The following is a 17,306-nucleotide window of genomic DNA, read 5'->3' as shown; positions in this document are numbered from 1 at the left end:
CGGAATGTCCCTCCGGCCGGGGGCAGTTCCATGTCCGCGCCGCCGGCCTCAGACGCGCAGCGGCGTGGTGCCCTCCAGCATCGCGGCGATGCGGTCGGGGGTCACCGCCCGCGAGTACAGCCAGCCCTGCCCGGTGTCGCAGCCGATCCGCCGCAGCCGCGCCGCCTGCCCGGCCGTCTCCACGCACTCGGCGGTGACGGTGAGACCCAGCCGGTGGGCGAGCTGCACCAGCGCCTCCACGATCAGTTCGTCCGCCGGGCTGGCGTGCTCCTCGTCCTGGAAGCCGCGCACGAAGGAGCCGTCCAGCTTGAGGACGGAGACCGGCAGCCGGCTCAGATAGGCCAGGTTCGAGTAGCCGGTGCCGAAGTCGTCGATGGCGATCCGCACCCCCATGTCGCTGAGCGCCTGGAGGGCCTGGAGCGGCCGGCCCGCCGAGCCCATCACCGCGGACTCGGTCAGCTCCAGCTGGAGCAGATGGGGGGCGAGCCCGGTCTCGGCGAGGATCCCCGCCACGTCCGCCACCAGGTCGGAGTCCCAGACCTGGCGGACCGCCACGTTCACCGAGACGAAGAGCGGCCGCTCGCGCGGATGGTCCTTCTGCCACTGCCGGGCCTGCTCGCACGCGGTCCGCAGCACCCACCGCCCGAGCTCGACGATCGACCCGTCCTCCTCGGCGATCGCGACGAACCGATTCGGCGGCAGCACCCCGAACTGCGGGTGGTTCCAGCGCACCAGCGCCTCCACACCCCGCACCGCGCCGCCCGCCAGATCGACCAGCGGCTGGTACTCCAGGGCGAACTCGCCGCGCTCCACGGCCGGCCGCAGCGTGGAGGAGAGCGACTGCCTCGTCATCCGGTGCGCGTTGCGCTCCGGGTCGAAGAGCGTCCACCGGGCCTTGCCGTCGGCCTTCGCCCAGTACAGCGTGGTGTCGGCGGCCTGCATCAGACCGGTGGCGGTGGTGCCGAGGGCCGTGCGCTCCACGACGCCGATGGAGGCCGAGACCGAGAGCCGCTGCCCGCCGAGGTCGAAGGGCCGCTCCAGCGCGTTCAGCACCGAGCGGGCCAGATCGGCGAGTTGCTCCGTCCCGGTGGAGTCCTCGACGAGGACGGCGAACTCGTCGCCGCCGAGCCGGGCCACGAGATGGCCCCCGCCGCGGGTGTAACCGGCGCTGTCCGCGCACTCGGTGAGCCGCCCGGCGACGGCGGCGAGCAGCCGGTCGCCGACCCGGTGCCCGAGCGTGTCGTTGACCGCCTTGAATCCGTCGAGATCCAGGTAGCAGAGACCGATCCGCCCTGTTCTGCCATGGCCGTGCGACTGGTACGACAGGTACGAACGGTGTGACCGGTACGGCTCGGGCCCACCGGCCGGCTCGATCGCGCCGGCCGCGCCGGCGGCCGCCTCGGCGCACTCCGCCGCCGCCGTCTCCAGGGCGGCCGAGAGGCGCTCGAAGAAGAGCGCTCGGTTGGGCAGCCGGGTGACCGGATCGTGCATCTGGAGGTGGCGCAGCCGCGCCTGGAGCTCGCGCCGGTCGCTGATGTCCGCGACCGAGAGCAGCACCCGGCCGGTGTCGGGGACCGGGGCGACGGTGACCTCGGCCCACAGCTTGCGCCCGTCCGGGTGCTTGAGCCGGCGGGTGCAGCGGAAGCGGGAGCGGCGGCCGCGCAGCACCTCGCGGTAGGCGTGCCAGGTGCGTCCGTCGGCGGCGAGGTCCACGAGGTCGGCGGCGGCCTGCTCGCGCAGGGCCGCGCTGTCGGTGCCGAGGAGGGTGCCGAGGGAGTCGTTGGCGGCGACGACCAGGCCGTCCCGGTCCACGAGGGCCATGGCGAGCTGGGAGGCGCGGAAGGCGGCCCGGTAGTCGCGGAGTTCACGCTCCGTGAGGGCCGGACGGGCCGGCGGGGCGCCGGGGGGTTCTGGGTGTACCGGTCCTTCGGGGGTTCCGCTCACCGCTCGCTCCCGTGACGCAGGGGGGCCGTTCACATGTGGTCGGGATGGTCGGCCTGGGACAAGTGTGCCGATCATAGAGCCAGCCCGGGGGACCGTTCCAGCTCCCCGGCGGGTGGCCGGGGCCCGGGACGGTGTGAGGCTGACCACCGGACGTCACCCCTCGACCGTTTCCGTTCGGGTCTGACGTGCGACGTCTTCGGGGTGACCGAATGTGACTTTCCGTGAGCTGGAGTCTGCTCGCCTCCCGTCCACCCCGCGCCGCGCCCTCACCCGACCGGGGCAGCGGAAACATGCGAAACACCGCGAACCATCACAAGGTGGTGGAGGTGTCCCGCACTCGCGAACCGGAGGTCCACGTGGAGGGTCAGCAGCCACCCGGGGGAGTGGAGCGCTCCCGGCTGCGCGCCGGAGCCGCCTCGTTCACCGCGCTCACCGCGCTCGCCGCCACCGGCCTGGTCGCCGGGCCCGCGGTGGCCGCGCCGTCGGCCGGCCCCTGCGCCCTGCCGCGTACCGCCGCCCACCATTCCCTCGGCCTCTCCAGCTGGAACGGCTCCTATCCGCGCCCCGAGCGCACGCTCGACGCGGTGATGATCTTCCTGTCGTTCCCGGACGCCGCCCCGCTGACCACCCCGGAGGAGCTGACCGCCGACCACTTCCCGGCCACCACCGAGTTCTTCCAGCGGGCCTCCTACGGGCGGTTCACCCTGCGCCCGCACCCCCGCGCCGCCTGGACGCCGATGCCCCGCCCGTCCACGGACTACGACATACGGCGCGACTGGGAGGCCGGGAAGCGGGCCGCCTACCTGCGGGACGCGGTCGCCGCCGCCGACGACTCCGTCGACTTCTCCCGGTACGACATCGTCTACCTGGTCGCCGACCCGGACGCGCCCGGCGTGGACTCGGACGCCACCAAGGTGGTCAACCTGGAGCGGCCGCTGGAGGCCGACGGCGCGAAGATCCGGCGGGTCGTCACGGTCTTCGAGCGGCACCCGCCGGACCGGAACGTCCTCGCCCACGAGACCGGCCACGTCTTCGACCTGCCCGACCTCTACCGCCGGCCCGCCGACGGGAAGGGCGACTGGGACACCCATGTGGGTGACTGGGACGTCATGGGCAGCCAGTTCGGGCTCGCCCCCGACCCGTTCGGCTGGCACAAGTGGAAGCTGGGCTGGCTCGACCGCTCCCAGGTGACCTGCGTCCAGGGCGGCGAGCCGCGCGTGGTCGGCCTGGAGGCCGTCTCGGCCGCCCCGGTCACCCCCACCGCGCGCGGCACCCGGCTCGCCGTCGTCCGCACCGGCGCCGACAGCGTCCTCGCGATCGAGGCCCGCGCCGCCACCGGCAACGACGCCGACACCTGCACCGAGGGCGTCCTCGTCTACCGGGTGCGGGCCGGCGCGGCCTCCGGCGACGGCCCGGTCGAGGTCGTCGACGCCCACCCGGACACCGAGGCGTGCTGGGAGCGCTCGGTCTACCCGCCGCTCGCCGACGCCCCGATGGAGGTGGGGGAGAGGCTCACCGTGCCCGGCACGGGCGTCCGCGTCGAGGTCGCCGACCGCAGCGAGGCCGGCGTCTGGACGGTGAAGATCACTCCGCCCGATCCGGACTGATCCGCCGGACACCCGCCGGGCACCCGCCGGACACAGCAGGAAGGCCCCTCACTCGCGTGAGGGGCCTTCCTGTGTCGGTGCGCCGCCAGGGACTCGAACCCCGGACCCGCTGATTAAGAGTCAGCTGCTCTAACCAACTGAGCTAGCGGCGCCTGCTGACGTCGTAGACATTAGCACCCTGAGCGGCGGGAGCGAAAATCGATACCCGCACGTCGGCGGCGGAAACCATCCGGGCCGCCCGCACACAGGCCCACAGCATCACCTCGGGGCCCGGGAGCCACGGGTTCCGGGTGTCCGGGGCGACCAGCCAGCGCGGCTCGGCGGTGTTGGTCCCCGCCGGCGCCAGCGGCGGCACCGTCACCGCGTCGCCCGTGCCGTGACAGAGCGGCCGCGGCACCGTCTCGCCCCACTCCTCCCAGTCCAGCAGCGCGGGCAGCCGCTGCGCCGTGCCGGGCGCGGCGAAGAGCAGCATCCGGCCGCGGTGCGCGGCCACCGGGCCCGAGCCCGGGCCCTCCTCCCACATCCGGTCCAGCATCCGCCGCCCGAAGACCGGGTCCACGTTGACCACGTCGAAGGCCGAGCCGCACGGCAGCACCGCGGGCGACTCCGGCCGCGCCTCCCAGCGCGCGAGCGCCGCCCCGGGCTCCCCGCCGGCCGCCGACGCCAGCCAGGCGGCGCCGTCCGCCGTCACCCGGGCGGTCTGGTGCCGGTCCTCGTCACCCGCCCGCAGGAAGCGGAAGACGTCGTACGGGGTGGTCTCGTCGCGCAGCCAGGTCGTCGTCGTCATGGGACAGGTCTACCGCCGGTGACGAAGGGAACGCCGAGAGTTCCGGGAAACGCGGACGCGGCCCTTTCCGGAGGAGTATCGTGCGCCCCGCATATGCCGAACGCCTGTTCCGTCGGGAGATGTCCGGAGGTGCCCGGAGGCGTCCGGAGGTGTCCGGGGCCGCCGTGCCCGGACGCGTCCGGAGGTGTCCGGAGGTGTCCGAAGGCGTCCGGAGGCTCAGTCCTCCGCCGGCCGCCCGTTCGTGCGGATCAGGTCCCGCCCGAACTCGATCATCTTCCGCGCGTAGTCCTCGGTCCAGGCCGCCCGCTCGGCCACGTCCGCCGCCGTCAGCCGGTCGAACCGCTTCGGGTCGGCGAGCTGGGCCGCCGCCACGGCCTGGAACTCGATCGCCCGGTCCGTCGCCGCCCGGAACGCCAGCGTCAGCTCGGTCGCCCGGGACAGCAGCTCCCTCGGGTCGTCGATCGACTCCAGGTCGAAGAAGTGCTCCGGGTCCGCGGTCGCCTCGGCAGGCTCGAAGATCAGCGGCGCCGGACGCAGCCGCCGTTGTCCGCTCCGCTCCGCGGGTTCCGCCATCGCTCTGTTCCTCCTCGCACACGCACGCGGCCCGGAGACCCGGACCACCCCCCATTGTCCCGTGCCCCGCAAGACCGCCCCGCGGCCTAGCCGCCGAGGCCGCGCAGCAGCATCCGCAGCCCGCCGAGGAACTCCTCGTCGGGGGCGACCCCGCCGGCGTCCCGGGCGGTCGCCGTCAGCAGCGGGAACCGGTCTCCGGGCAGCGCGGCGATCGCCGCCGTCCCCGGGCCGGCGAGCGGTCCCCGGTGCTCCAGCTGGATGGCGCCGCTCACGTACGCGTGCAGGGCCCGCAGGGCGACCACGCGCCGGGGGCCGTCGATCCCGGCCCCGGTGAGGATCGCGAGCACCGTCTCCGACCAGCGCAGCCCGCCGGCGGCGCGGTGGCGGTGGGCGAGGGTGAGCGGGACGGCCTCCGGGTGGCGGGCGACGGCGTCGCGCAGCCGCCCGGCCATGACCTCGACCCGTTCGGGCCAGGGCGCGTCCCCGGGCGGCGGGGTGGTGTCCACCTCGCCGAGGATCCGGTCGACCACCAGCAGCTCCAGCTCGTCCCGGTCGGTCACGTACCGGTAGAGCCCCATCGGGCTCATACCGAGCTCCTTGGCGGCGGTGCGCATGGAGAGGGCCGCGAGTCCGTCGCGGTCGACGACGGCGAGCGCGGCGGCGGCGAGTCGGCCGGGGGTGAGGGAGCGGGGTCGTGGCATGACGGTTGACAGCGTACGCCCTACGCCTACGATCGTAGGAGTACGCCGTACGCCTACGGGCTGACCCGCGGAAGGTGACCCATGCGCACGTCCTCGTCCCACGGCTCCTCGACCCCCGCCCGCACCCGGCTCCGGCCGGGCGACCCCGTCCCCGTCCGCACGCTCGCCCCGGTCCTCGGCCCGCCGCTGGCCGTGCCGGACCCGGAGCGCGCCGTCCACGCGCAGTTCCGGCGTTTCGCCGGCTGCCCCGTCTGCCACCTGCACCTCCGCTCCGTCGCCCGCCGCCACGAGGAGATCGAGCGGGCCGGGATCCGGGAGGTGGTCTTCTTCCACTCGCCCGCCGAGGAACTCCGCGCCCACGTGGCCCACCTGCCGTTCGCCGTCGTCGCGGACCCCTGTAAGGAGCTGTACCGGGCGTTCGGCGTCGAGGCCCACCGCCGGGCCCTGCTCGACCCGCGGGGGTGGCCGGGGATCGTCAAGGGCGTGTGCGGCGGCGCCGTGGAACTGCTCAGGGGCCGGGGCCGGCTGCCGGCCGCCTCCCAGCCCGGCGGCCGGATCGGCCTCCCCGCGGACTTCCTCGTCGCCCCCGACGGCCGGATCACCGCCGCGAAGTACGGCGAGCACATCGACGACCAGTGGACGGTCGACGAACTCCTCGCCCACGCGGCCGCCGCCCGGCCCGACGGCGGCGCCCGGCCCGACGGCGGCGCCCGGAACACCCGTACGGGCCCGTGAGGGATCGCGGGGGCCCGTACGGGTCGGGGCGTCCGGCTCGCACGGCGGCCGGCCGGGTCAGGGCGTCCAGGTCACCCGGTGTTCCGCCAGGTGCGAGAGGACCGCGTGGTTCGCCTCCCAGCCGTCCGGGAACTTCACCGTGACGCCGAGCTGGACCGGTTCCGTCGACGGGTGCTCGTCGAGGAGGTCCGTCACACCGGCGCGGCAGACGACGACACAGGCGTGGCGGTGGCGGGAGGCCAGGACGCAGAGGCGGCCGGTCTCCAGGTGGAAGGCCGTGGCGTCGGGGCGGCCCGAGAGGGGGTGGAGGACGACCGTGACGTCGTACTCGCGGCCCTGGAGCCGGTTGGCCGTGTCGACCGTCACCCCCGACACGCCGAGCGCCGCGAGGGCCGCCCGGACCGACGCCGCCTGGTCCCGGTGGGCGGTGCCCACCGCGATCCGCTCCGCCGTCAGCGGCACCGGCGAGGGGGAACGCTCGCTGACCGCCGCGCCGCCCCGGTCCAGGAGCCGGCGGACCACCAGGGCGACCGCGTGCACGGCCTCCGGGTCGGTGCGCGGGGTGTGCCGGGCGGGCAGTTCCAGCAGCCCCCAGCCGGACTCGGCGGCCTCGTCCAGGACCCGGTCGGCGGCCGAGCCGTCGGAGGCCGCGCCGAAGGCGAGCCGCCGGTCGCCGGGGCCGGTGCCGGAGCGGAAGGGCGTGTACGGGTAGAAGGCGTCCGACACCAGCGGCGCCGCCGACGCGGGCAGCCGCCAGGAGACCGGGAGCCGGTGCTGCGGCAGCTCCGGGTTGTGCGCCAGGAGCGTCGAGACGGCCGAGGCGGAGGGGTCGTAGGAGAGCCCGGCCCACTGGTCGGCGCCGACCACCGAGAACGGGTCGAGCTGCCCCGGGTCGCCCACGAACAGCGCCCGCTCGAAGAGCCCCGCCACGGCGAGCAGCGCGTCCGAGCGCATCTGGTACGCCTCGTCCACGATCGCGTGCGCCCACGGCTCCACGTTCTTCACGTGCGCCCACTTGGCGGCCGTCGAGACGACCACCGGCAGCCCGGCGAGGTCCCCGGCCTTCGCCGACTTCCGTACGTGCTCCAGCGCGTCGAGCGCCTTGTCGTACGGGTCGCTGTCGCTGGAGTGCAGCCGGCCCACCTCCAGGTCCGGCTCCTTCTCCGCGAGCCGCAGCACCAGGTCGTCCACCTGCGCGTTGGTCTGCGCGACCACCATCAGGGGGCGCCCGGCGGCGGCCAGTTCGAGCGCGGCCCGCACCACGAGCGTGGACTTGCCGGCGCCGGGCGGGGAGTCGACGACCACGCCCCGGGCGGTGCCGTGCAGGGTGCTCTCCAGGATCTCCGCCGTCGCCTTCGCGGCGGCCGCGGCGGGGTCGAGCACGGCGGGGTCGTACACGGTCACAGCAGGTCCTCGGGGGTCACGGCGTCGGGAAGTTCGCCCTCGGCGGAGCGCGGCGGGCCGCCGTGGGTCCACGGCGTCTCCTCCGGGTCGGGCAGCTTCGGCCCCACCCGCGTGTCGTGCTCGAAGAGCGTCCAGGCGATCCGCGCGCCCTTCTCCGGCACCGTGCCCTCCGCGGGCTCCTTCGACCGGCCCATCCTGTCCAGCAGCCGCAGCACGAGCGAGCCGTCCTCCTCGCGGGCCACGAACTCCGCCGACTGCGGCTTGCCGTCCAGCGAGCGGTACACCTTCACGCCCGCGTCCAGATGCGGCCGGTCCTCCGTGCGGACCGTCAGCAGCGGGCGCGGCGCGGGCCGCCTCGACTCCGTCCACGCCATGACCACCTCGGTGACCTCCCCGGTGAACGCCTCGCCCGCCAGCCGCCGTCCGGCCAGGACCAGCGGATCGTCCAGCGCCTCGTGGGCGTCCAGCTGCCCCTGCGCCTGCTCGCGCGCGGCGAGCTTCGCGGCGGCGGTAACGGCGTCGTCGCGGCGCGGCTGCGGCGGCTCCCCGGCCGCGATCCGGTCCCGGTGCGCGGTGAACGACCAGCGGTCCCGGGTCCACCGGTCCACCACCCGGCCCCCCTCGGGCAGTTCCCGCAGCAGGCCGAGCGCCCGCCAGGTCGCCTCCCAGGTCGGCCGCAGCTGCGAGGCCACCAGCCGGCGCACCTCGCCCTCGGCGCGGTGCAGCGCGGCGAGGGCCGCGTCGGCCGTCTCGCCGTCCTCGGCGGCGCCGACCTCCTGCCGGGCCCGGTCGTACGCCTCGATCGCGGGCGCCAGCAGCTGGTTGTCGAAGGCCGGGTCGGTCGCGGGCCCGGCCGGCGGGCACCACAGCTGCCCCCGCGCGTCCCGCCCCAGCTCGGCCCGGTACGCGGCCTCGGCGCCCGGCTCCCCGTCGTACGGGTCGATCCAGGCGAGCAGCGCCCCCAGGTGCTGGTCCTCCAGGGAGGACTGCCCGGTCGCCCAGTGCCGGTTGAGCAGGTCGGTCGCCGCGAGCAGCAGCGAGGAGCCCGGCACCCGGGCCCGCTCGCCGAAGTGGGTCAGCCAGCGCCCGAGCAGCGGCACGCGCGCGGGTGCCGGATACGGCGTGTCGGGGTCCTGCTCGGCCGTGCGCCGGAAGCGCGTCGACCGCCCCAGGAGCCGTACGTACTCGATCCCGGCCCGGCTCGGCACGATCAGCTGCGGCGCGTCCGCGCACAGCTCGACCTCGACCTTCGCCTTCTTCCCGGTCTCCGGGTCCGTCTCGTTCCGCTCGACGAGCTCCACCGCGTCCGTGAACCCGTCGACGTACGGCAGCACCTCCTCGGCCAGCTCGGCCAGGAACGCGAACCGCAGCTCACGGTCGCGCGGCTGCGGCACCACGAGGAGCCGGGGGTCCTCCGGGCCGGTGCCGACCAGGGCCCCGAGCGGGGCGCCGGCCTCACCGGCGGTGGTCAGCGGCACGAGGACGAGCGGCCGCCCGGAGAGGTGCCGGTGCCGGACGGTCGCCAGGGGCTGCGCCCGGCCCGCCTCCACGGCCTCCATCCGGGCCAGGTGCGCGATCAGCGACATGCGGCGGCCTCCGCCTCGTCCAGGGCCTCCTGCCGCAGCGCGCGCGCCCGGCGCAGCGCCGCCACCGCCGGGTCCTCCGGGTCGCCGTGCTCGCCCCGCGCGGCGCCCAGCACCGCGCCGACCGTGGTCAGCCCGCCCAGCTCGCCCCGCACCGAACGGCCCAGCGTCTGCACCGCGTCCGCCTCCCGCGCCCGCGACCGGCAGTGGAAGCCCAGCTCGCACGCGGCCAGGCACTCCGGCGCGTACGCGTGCGGGACCGCCGCCACGGCCGTCTCCAGCTCCTCCGCCGAGCACCCCTTCACGTCGAAGGTCAGCCCCTCCGGCAGGGCGTCGGCGATCTCCTCGATCCGGGTCAGCCGCTCCAGCTGCCGCCGGGTGACCGCCCGCTGCTTGCGCACGTCCACCACGGAGGCCGTCGGCAGGTTCGAGAAGTCCTTCGGGCAGACCAGCAGCACCGCGTGGCCGACCTCGGCGCCCTCCGTCAGCGCCGCCACCCGCTCCAGCGCCAGCACGTACACCGCCGCCTGCCGGGCCGCCGCGCCGACCTTCGCCGCGTCCGCGGCCCCGTCCACCATCGGGAACGACTTGATCTCCACGACCGTCCACCGCCCGGCCGGGTCCACCACCACCGCGTCCGGCTCCAGGTGCACGGGCGAACCCGCCACCTCCAGGGTCAGCAGCGGATGGTCGAGCAGCGTCCACCCGCCGGCCCCGGTCGCCTCGCGCAGCGCGAGCGCCGTCCGCGCGGTCCGCCCCTCGGGCCCGGACGCCGACAGATCGGGCACGGAGACGGTCCCCGGGTCCTCGACGCCGAGGAGCCGCAGCAGCTCGCGCCCGCCGTCCGCCTTCACCTTCGCCTCGAAGCTGTTGCCCCGCACGATCGCGAACTGCGACTGGCCGAACGGCGCCGGCGAGCCCAGCCGCGACGCCAGCGCCCCCTTGTCCACCCCGGCCCCGTCCAGCAGCGCGCGACGCCTGCACCCCGGATTGGCGGCCAGCGCGGCCAGGGCCCGCGCGTCCAGCGGACGCGGCGGAACCGCCGGTCCGCGCAGCTCGGCGAGTCTCTCCCGCGTCCTGCGCCGGTTCGCCGGGGTCGGCACGGGGTCCGTCGTCTGCGGCGGCCGTGACCCGCCGTCGTCCAGGGATGCGCTCACCCGCGGAAGTCTCGCATCCGGCACTGACAACGCGGGCGCGTTCCGGCGCGGGGACACCGGGAGTTCGCGCCCGGGCCGCCTGCGCGATGATGGAGGCGACCCTCCGGAGGGCCCCCGACGGAAGGCGCCGTTCCCCGTATCCGCGCAATCTCTGGAGAGCCCCGCCCATGGCACCGCGCATCCTGCTCGCCCGACACGGCCAGACCGAGTGGTCGCTCCTCGGACGCCACACCGGCAGGACCGACATCCCGCTGCTCGACGAGGGCCGGCGCGGCGCCGAGCTGCTCGGCGAACGCCTGCACCGGGGCCCCTGGAAGGGGCTGCCCGGCGTCGAGGTGCGCACCAGCCCGCTGGTCCGCGCGCGTGAGACCTGCGACCTCGCCGGCTTCGGCGACCGCGCCGAGTCCTGGGACACCCTCATGGAGTGGGACTACGGCGCCTACGAGGGCCTGACCCCGGCCCAGATCCAGGAAGGGCGCCCCGGCTGGTTCATCTGGCGCGACGCCGTCCCGGAGGGCGAGTCGCTGGCCCAGCTGTCCGCCCGCGCCGACGAGGTCGTCGCGTGGGCCCGTTCGGCCGACCGGGACGTCCTGGTCTTCGCCCACGGCCACATCCTCCGCTCCATCGGCGCCCGCTGGCTCGGCGAGGACGTCTCCTTCGCCGCCCGCATCCGCCTGGACCCGACCAGCCTCTCGGTCCTCGGCTGGGCGTACGGCGCACCGGCGATCGAGCGCTGGAACGACACGGGCCACCTGGAGGGCTGAGCCCGGACCCCGGATCCGGCGTCCCGGACCCGGTGGCGCGGATCCCCTGTCCCGGACGGTGGGACACCGGATCCGGCGTCCGCCGCCTCACACACCCGTGAGGATGAGCCGCGTCTCGGCCAGCAGCCCCCTGATCCGCGCCGACGCGATCCCGTCCATCGAGTCCGCCACCCGCCGCGCCTCCGCCTCGGCCTCGTCGCGGCGGCCGGCGCGGGCCAGGTTGCCGGCGAGCTGGGCGCGGTAGAGCGCGAGGTTGCGGGCGAAGCGGGGGTGCTGGAGGACGGTGGCGCGGTAGGAGTGGCGGGCGGCGCGGCTCCATTCGCCGAGCGCGGCCCAGCAGTGCGCCTCCAGGGCCTCCAGTTCGGGCTCGCCGAAGAAGGACATCCACTCGGGGTCCTGCTCGGCGTGGCCGTGGCCGAAGTGCTCGTGGGCGCGGCCCAGGCACTCCTCGGCGGAGGAGCGGTCGCCGAGTCCGGCCCAGGCGGCGGCCTCGCGCAGGGAGAGCAGGGCCAGCAGGCGGGGGGAGCCGAGCGGCCCGGCGGCCCGCAGTCCGGCCTGGGCGGCGCGGGCGGCCTCGCGATAGCGGCCGGTGTCGCGGGCGAGGAAGGAGGTGTTGCAGAAGGCGTGCGCCTCCAGGGCCGCGTTCCCGGAGACCCGGGCGGTGGCGAGGGCCTCGGCGTAGTGGGAGCGGGCGTCCTCGTGGCGGCCCGAGTCGTGGGCGAGCCAGCCGACGGAGAGGGACAGCTCGCCGGCGCCCGCGAGCAGCCGGTCCTCGGTGGAGCGGCGGGCCGCGGTGCCCTGGTCGAGCAGGGCGTAGGCGGTGCGGAGCGGCTGGGCGGCGACCTTGTAGAGCCCGTCGGCGCCGTGCCGGTCGTCGAGCAGGCGGATGCGCCGTACGGCGTCCTCGACGGCGAGGACCTCGGCCTCGCCGACGCGGTGGGTGCCGCGGGGGCTGGGGATCGCGGCGGCGGTGCCGCTCCCGAGTCCCCAGGAGGCGGCCGCCAGGGTGGCGGTGCCGCTCGTCATGAATGCGCGACGCAGCACGTCGCTCTCCTCATCGTTCCGGGTCGGGAGGGCGGGGGGCCCCGAGGCCCCGGCCGGGGCGGCCTGCCGTCGGCCGCGTACCGCCTCCCGCGCAGAGAAACCCAGGTCGGCAAGGGTCAGCCCGGGGAACATGTGCAGGAAGACCCGCTCGTACGCGTAGTTCGGGCAGCGGATCTCGCCCGCCTCCACGCGCCCGATGTAGCGGGCGTCGCACGCGACCTGTTCGCCGATCTCCCGTGCCGCCCGGCGGACCAAGGCGGCGAACTCCGCCGGGGAGTGCTGTCCGCGGAGCCGTCGGAAGGCGAGATTGGGAACTGCCCGTGACATGGCCATGGCCGAGCCCTCTCCTGGTGCTGCCGGGTGTTCCGGCGGCAAGAACGTACCTTCTGTGACCGGATGCGTACGCTGAGTTTGGCTACAAATCGGATATCTCGCCTGCGATCTGCCATGAACTGCCATCCTTTGCGGCGGCGTGCCGCCGTAGCCGTTGACGCGCACGGGCGTTGAACCGTATGGGAGAGACGGAACGTGTCTCCTCTGGGAAGCGAGGAGGGGTCCATGTCCGAGAACGCCGCGCCTTTCGAGGCGACCGTGACGACCATGACGACCGCCGGGACCGCCGCCCCGGGCGCCGGCGGCGAGGAACCCTGCGACCTGGTGACCGTGCCCGCCCGGCAGGGCCTGGAGGCCGTCGACATCCTCCGGCGCCGCGGCGCCCCCGCCGTCGGGCCGGTGCTCCACGACGGCGCCTGCGACACCCTCGGCTTCCTCGTCCCGCCCGGCACCGCCGCCGCCTGGGACCTCCCCGGCAGCGCCTGTACCCGCACCTCCGGCCGCGGCCTGCGCCTCCCGGAGCTCCCCGAACTGCCCGAGCCCGCCGGCGACGCCCCCCGCCCGGCGGGCTGGCTGCTTCCCCCCGGCGACACCGGACCGGTCACCGACCCCGCCGTCCTGCGCCGCGCCCTCGGCGAGGCGGCCCGCCTCATCGAGGCGGCCGACGGCTGCCACTGACCCCCGGCCCCGAACGCCCCCCGGCCCCGAAGGCCCCGAACGACCCCCGTCCCGAACGAGCCCCGCCCGAACGAGCCCCGACCGTCGCCCGTCACCGACCGCCCGCCCCTCGCTCCCGGCCACCGACCGCCGCCGCCCCCTCGCTCCCGGCGGCCGGCCGTCACGGAGACGCCTCGCCCGCGAACCGGCCGATAATGGGCGGATGGCCAGGAACAAGCAGCGCGAGCGGGCGGCGGCCGGCGCCGTCTCCGAGACCGTCGACGGCGGGCTCGCCGAACTGATACCCGACCGCGACCGCCCCCGGGCCTGGACGCTGCTCCTCGACGGCGCCCCGCAGTCCCACGTGGACCTGGACGACCCCGCCGCGCTCACCTTCGAGTACCAGCGGCGCCTCGGCCACGTCGCCGACCTCGCCGCCCCGCCCGGCCGCCCCCTCCAGGCCGTGCACCTCGGCGGCGGCGCGTTCACCCTCGCCCGGTACGTCGCCGCGACCCGGCCCCGCTCCACCCAGCAGATCGCCGAGATCGACGAACCCCTCGTCCGCCTGGTCCGCCGCGAACTGCCGCTCGACCCCGGCGCCCGGATCCGGGTGCGGGCGACCGACGCCCGCGCCGGACTCGCCAAGGTCCCGGACGGCTGGGCCGACCTGATCATCGCGGACGTCTTCCGCGGCGCCCGCACCCCCGCCCACCTCACCAGCACCGAGTTCCTGGAGGAGGTGCGGCGCGCGCTGCGGCCCGGCGGCACGTACGCCGCCAACCTCGCCGACGGCCCGCCGCTCGCCCATCTCCGCGGCCAGGTCGCCACCGCCGCGGCCGTCTTCCCCGAGCTGGCCCTGATCGCCGACCCGACCGTGTTCCGCGGCCGCCGCTTCGGCAACGCGGTCCTGGTCGCCTCCGACCGCGACATCCCCGTCGCCGACCTCACCCGCAGGGTCGCCACCGACCCGCACCCCGGGCGGGTCGAACACGGCCGCGCCCTGGCCGACTTCACCGGCGGCGCCACCCCGGTCACCGACGCCACCGCGAAGGCGTCCCCCGCCCCGCCGCCCTCCGTCTTCCGCTGACCCCCCTCCGCGACCGCGGAGAGCCGACCCGCGTCCGGGACCTGCCCCCTCCGCGACCGCGGAGAGCCGACCCGCGCCCGTACGCGACCGGCCGCGCGCGCCGGTTCAGGCCGCGCGTTCCTCGATCTGGACGCGCGGGGCCGAGTCGTGCCACAGGCAGAAGACCGAGATCTCGCGGCCCCCCTGGGTGAAGGTCACCCGGATCCACGTGGGCTGCTTCCACACCTGCATCTGCCAGCCCGACGCGGGGATCGCGGAGACCAGCTCGGCGGAGGTCTCGCCGATGTCGAAGGTCACCCGGCCGCCGTCGGTCGTGGAGCTCTTCACCCCGGACGAGGCGCCGGCGGGCGGCGGCGGCTCCGTGGTCGGGGCGGGCGTGGTCGCCGGCGGGGCGGCCGGGCGGGTCGCGGGCGGCGAGGCCGGACCCGGGTCGGTCGGCGTGGGCGTGGGCGGCGCGGGCGTGGTGGCCGGGGGAGTGGACTCCGGCCGGCGGGTCGAGGAGGTCGCCGGGTCGCCGATGGCGGTCTCGGCCGGAATCAGGCCGGCCGGGGTGCCGACAGGCAGGGGCAGGGCCCGCGGCGGGTCGTAGACGGTGCCGGACAGCACCGTGTGCACTCCCCACCAGGAGAGCGTGACCGCCGCGCCGGTGGCGAGCGACCAGGCCAGGGCGTGAACGAGTCCTCTTCGCATCCCGGCCATATTGCACCACGCCCGTCCGGCGCGGACGGGTAGGTACGGGGTGACCGAGGTGTCCCCCGGATGGCGTACGGTGCCGCCCATGGCAAGTGTGCTCGTGGTCGAGGACGACCAGTTCGTGCGCTCCGCCCTCATCCGGCAGCTGACGGAAGCCTCCTACACGGTACGGAGCGTCGGCACGGCTCTGGAGGCGCTGCGCGAGGTCGCCCATTTCCGCTTCGACGTGGTCGTCCTGGACCTGGGTCTGCCCGACCTGGACGGGTCCGAGGCGCTGAAGATGCTGCGCGGCATCACCGACGTACCGGTGATCATCGCGACGGCCCGGGACGACGAGGCGGAGATCGTCCGGCTGCTGCACGCCGGCGCCGACGACTACCTCGTCAAGCCGTTCTCGGTGGAGCACCTCACGGCCCGGATGGCCGCCGTGCTCCGCCGCGCCCGGGCCGTGTCGGGAGAGCCCGCGCCGCCGACCCAGATCCGGGTCGGCGGGCTCGCCATCGACCCGCTGCGCCGCCAGGCCGAACTGGACGGCGTCCCGCTCGACCTGACCCGGCGCGAGTTCGACCTGCTCGCCTTCCTCGCCGGCCGTCCCGGCGTGGTCGTCCCGCGCAAGGAGCTGCTCGCCGAGGTGTGGCAGCAGGCGTACGGGGACGATCAGACCATCGACGTACATTTGTCATGGCTGCGGCGGAAGCTGGGGGAGACGGCCGCCCGGCCGCGCTACCTGCACACCCTGCGCGGGGTCGGCGTGAAGCTGGAGCCGCCCCGGGAGCACCAGCCGTGAGACGGGAGCGCCGGCCGTGAGATGGGCCCTCGTCAAGGTGTCGCTGGCCGTCACCGCCATGGTCGTCATCGCCTTCGCCGTACCGCTCGGCCTCGTCGTCAAGGAGATGGCCCGCGACCGGGCCTTCTCCAACGCCGAGCGGCGCGGCGCCGGGCTCGCCCCGGTCCTCGCGATCACCACCGACCGGGCGGAGCTGGAGAAGGCCGTCGCCACCACCGAGGACGGCGCGGCCGGCCGGCTCGCCGTGCACGTGCCGCCGGCCGCCCCGGACGGCCAGGCGCTGGAGATCGGCACCCGCCGGGCCGGTGCCGACGAACTGGCCGCCACCCGCGTCCTCGGCCGTGCCTCCATCGCCGAGGTCCCCGGCGGCTACGCCCTGCTCCAGCCCACCGCGCTCAGCTCCGGCCAGGTCGCGGTGGTCGAACTCTTCGTCCCCGAGGGCGAGGTCACCAACGGCGTCGCCACCGCCTGGCTCGTCCTCGCCGGGGTCGGCGTCGCCCTGATCGTCGGCTCCCTCGCCGTCGCCGACCGGCTCGGCGTCCGCATGGTCCGCCCCGCCCAGCGCCTCGCCGGCGCCGCCCACGAGCTCGGCGAGGGCCGGCTCGGCGTCCGGGTCGCCGAGGAGGGCCCGCCCGAACTCAAGTCGGCGGCCGTCGCCTTCAACTCCATGGCCGACCAGGTCGTCCAGCTCCTCGCCAACGAGCGCGAACTCGCCGCCGACCTCTCGCACCGGCTCCGCACCCCGCTGACCGTGCTCCGTCTCAACGCGGCCTCGCTCGGCTCGGGCCCCGCCGCCGACCAGACCCGGGCCGCCGTCGAGCAGCTGGAGCGCGAGGTGGACACCATCATCCGCACCGCCCGCGAGGCCAAGCCGCAGACCACCCCGCAGACCGGTCACGGCGCCGGCTGCGACGCGGCCGAAGTGGTGCGGGAGCGCATGGAGTTCTGGTCGGCGCTCGCCGAGGACGAGGGGCGGCTCGTCCGCCTCGCCGGGGTGGAGCGTCCGGTACGGATCCCGGTGGCGCGCCCCGAACTCGCCGCCGCCCTCGACGCCCTCCTCGGCAACGTCTTCCGGCACACCCCGGAGGGCACCGCCTTCTCCGTCGACGTCCACAACGGCGACGACGCGGTCATCGTCCTCGTCTCGGACGCCGGGCCCGGCATCGCCGATCCGGACGCGGCGCTCGCCCGCGGCAACAGCGGCACCCGGGCCGGCTCCACCGGCCTCGGCCTGGACATCGTGCGCCGCATGGCGGAGACCACCGGCGGCGACGTCCGGATCGGGCACTCGGTCCTCGGCGGCACCGAGGTGCGCATCTGGATCGGGCTCGGCGGACACCGCCCCGGCGGCTCCGAGGGCCGCCGCTCGCACCGCCCGGCCCGCCGCCGCAAGGCCGCGAGGCGCTGAACCTTTCGTGGTTCCGATGCCTTCCTTAAGCGGATCCTAAGA

16 protein-coding genes and 1 tRNA gene are annotated in these 17,306 nt (G+C 75.7%); 7 read left to right on the top strand and 10 right to left on the bottom strand.

Annotated elements, in window-relative coordinates:
* Positions 1 to 48 precede the first annotated feature (48 nt).
* On the bottom strand, positions 49 to 1,944 hold the full coding sequence (locus tag ACFVU3_RS19265; RefSeq protein ID WP_390067569.1) for a putative bifunctional diguanylate cyclase/phosphodiesterase: 1,896 nt from the start codon (positions 1,942 to 1,944) through the stop codon (positions 49 to 51).
* 326 nt (positions 1,945 to 2,270) lie between these two features.
* Here ACFVU3_RS19265 and ACFVU3_RS19260 point away from each other — a divergent pair, with 326 nt between their 5' ends.
* On the top strand, positions 2,271 to 3,551 hold the full coding sequence (locus tag ACFVU3_RS19260) for a M6 family metalloprotease domain-containing protein (RefSeq protein WP_390067568.1): 1,281 nt from the start codon (positions 2,271 to 2,273) through the stop codon (positions 3,549 to 3,551).
* 78 nt (positions 3,552 to 3,629) lie between these two features.
* Here ACFVU3_RS19260 and ACFVU3_RS19255 read toward each other — a convergent pair.
* The 4 genes from ACFVU3_RS19255 to ACFVU3_RS19240 all read right to left on the bottom strand — a co-directional run bounded on the left by ACFVU3_RS19255 (position 3,630) and on the right by ACFVU3_RS19240 (position 5,612).
* A tRNA-Lys gene (locus ACFVU3_RS19255) sits at positions 3,630 to 3,703 on the bottom strand.
* Entirely contained in the window at positions 3,694 to 4,338 is a 645-nt protein-coding gene (locus tag ACFVU3_RS19250) for a hypothetical protein (RefSeq protein ID WP_390067566.1), read from the bottom strand. The genes ACFVU3_RS19255 and ACFVU3_RS19250 overlap by 10 nt, the downstream gene beginning before the upstream one ends.
* 216 nt (positions 4,339 to 4,554) lie before the next feature.
* Complete coding sequence (locus tag ACFVU3_RS19245) at positions 4,555 to 4,911, bottom strand: hypothetical protein (protein WP_390067564.1); 357 nt, start codon at positions 4,909 to 4,911, stop codon at positions 4,555 to 4,557.
* An 86-nt stretch (positions 4,912 to 4,997) separates the two neighbouring features.
* A complete protein-coding gene (locus ACFVU3_RS19240; RefSeq protein ID WP_390067562.1) occupies positions 4,998 to 5,612 on the bottom strand; it encodes a TetR/AcrR family transcriptional regulator C-terminal domain-containing protein in 615 nt (204 codons plus the stop codon).
* Between the two features lie 81 nt (positions 5,613 to 5,693).
* Between ACFVU3_RS19240 and ACFVU3_RS19235 the strand changes: the two genes are divergently transcribed.
* Entirely contained in the window at positions 5,694 to 6,347 is a 654-nt protein-coding gene (locus ACFVU3_RS19235; RefSeq protein ID WP_390067561.1) for a peroxiredoxin-like family protein, read from the top strand.
* Positions 6,348 to 6,404: 57 nt separating this feature from the next.
* Here ACFVU3_RS19235 and ACFVU3_RS19230 read toward each other — a convergent pair whose 3' ends face one another.
* Genes ACFVU3_RS19230 through ACFVU3_RS19220 form a run of 3 tightly spaced genes read right to left on the bottom strand, consistent with a single transcriptional unit; the run spans position 6,405 to position 10,491 of the window.
* Positions 6,405 to 7,751 (bottom strand): AAA domain-containing protein, encoded by a 1,347-nt coding sequence (locus ACFVU3_RS19230; RefSeq protein WP_390067559.1) that lies wholly within the window; start codon positions 7,749 to 7,751, stop codon positions 6,405 to 6,407.
* Entirely contained in the window at positions 7,748 to 9,337 is a 1,590-nt protein-coding gene (locus tag ACFVU3_RS19225; RefSeq protein ID WP_390067558.1) for a hypothetical protein, read from the bottom strand. Before ACFVU3_RS19225 ends, ACFVU3_RS19230 begins: the two co-directional genes overlap by 4 nt.
* Positions 9,328 to 10,491, bottom strand: a complete 1,164-nt coding sequence (locus ACFVU3_RS19220) for a hypothetical protein (protein ID WP_390067556.1) — start codon at positions 10,489 to 10,491, stop codon at positions 9,328 to 9,330. The genes ACFVU3_RS19225 and ACFVU3_RS19220 overlap by 10 nt, the downstream gene beginning before the upstream one ends.
* Before the next feature lie 167 nt (positions 10,492 to 10,658).
* Here ACFVU3_RS19220 and ACFVU3_RS19215 point away from each other — a divergent pair, with 167 nt between their 5' ends.
* Positions 10,659 to 11,255, top strand: coding sequence for a histidine phosphatase family protein (locus ACFVU3_RS19215; RefSeq protein WP_390067554.1), 597 nt, complete (start codon positions 10,659 to 10,661; stop codon positions 11,253 to 11,255).
* Positions 11,256 to 11,342: 87 nt separating this feature from the next.
* Here the strand turns inward: ACFVU3_RS19215 and ACFVU3_RS19210 are convergent, their stop codons facing one another.
* Positions 11,343 to 12,632 (bottom strand): tetratricopeptide repeat protein, encoded by a 1,290-nt coding sequence (locus ACFVU3_RS19210; protein ID WP_390067552.1) that lies wholly within the window; start codon positions 12,630 to 12,632, stop codon positions 11,343 to 11,345.
* Between the two features lie 267 nt (positions 12,633 to 12,899).
* Here ACFVU3_RS19210 and ACFVU3_RS19205 point away from each other — a divergent pair, with 267 nt between their 5' ends.
* Both ACFVU3_RS19205 and ACFVU3_RS19200 read left to right on the top strand, forming a co-directional pair.
* Positions 12,900 to 13,310 (top strand): hypothetical protein, encoded by a 411-nt coding sequence (locus ACFVU3_RS19205; RefSeq protein ID WP_390067602.1) that lies wholly within the window; start codon positions 12,900 to 12,902, stop codon positions 13,308 to 13,310.
* Positions 13,311 to 13,512: 202 nt separating this feature from the next.
* Positions 13,513 to 14,376 (top strand): spermidine synthase, encoded by an 864-nt coding sequence (locus ACFVU3_RS19200; protein WP_390067550.1) that lies wholly within the window; start codon positions 13,513 to 13,515, stop codon positions 14,374 to 14,376.
* A gap of 105 nt (positions 14,377 to 14,481) precedes the next feature.
* Here the strand turns inward: ACFVU3_RS19200 and ACFVU3_RS19195 are convergent, their stop codons facing one another.
* A complete protein-coding gene (locus ACFVU3_RS19195) occupies positions 14,482 to 15,075 on the bottom strand; it encodes a hypothetical protein (RefSeq protein ID WP_390067549.1) in 594 nt (197 codons plus the stop codon).
* A gap of 79 nt (positions 15,076 to 15,154) precedes the next feature.
* Here ACFVU3_RS19195 and ACFVU3_RS19190 point away from each other — a divergent pair, with 79 nt between their 5' ends.
* Complete coding sequence (locus ACFVU3_RS19190; RefSeq protein WP_390067547.1) at positions 15,155 to 15,856, top strand: response regulator transcription factor; 702 nt, start codon at positions 15,155 to 15,157, stop codon at positions 15,854 to 15,856.
* Positions 15,857 to 15,872: 16 nt separating this feature from the next.
* Positions 15,873 to 17,264 (top strand): sensor histidine kinase, encoded by a 1,392-nt coding sequence (locus ACFVU3_RS19185; protein ID WP_390067545.1) that lies wholly within the window; start codon positions 15,873 to 15,875, stop codon positions 17,262 to 17,264.
* Positions 17,265 to 17,306 lie beyond the last annotated feature (42 nt).

It is taken from the genome of Streptomyces sp. NPDC058052 (assembly GCF_042885515.1).
Lineage (GTDB): Bacteria > Actinomycetota > Actinomycetes > Streptomycetales > Streptomycetaceae > Streptomyces.
The sequence above is the reverse complement of the archived record's forward strand: the minus strand, read 5'-3'. Positions and strand labels throughout refer to the sequence as shown.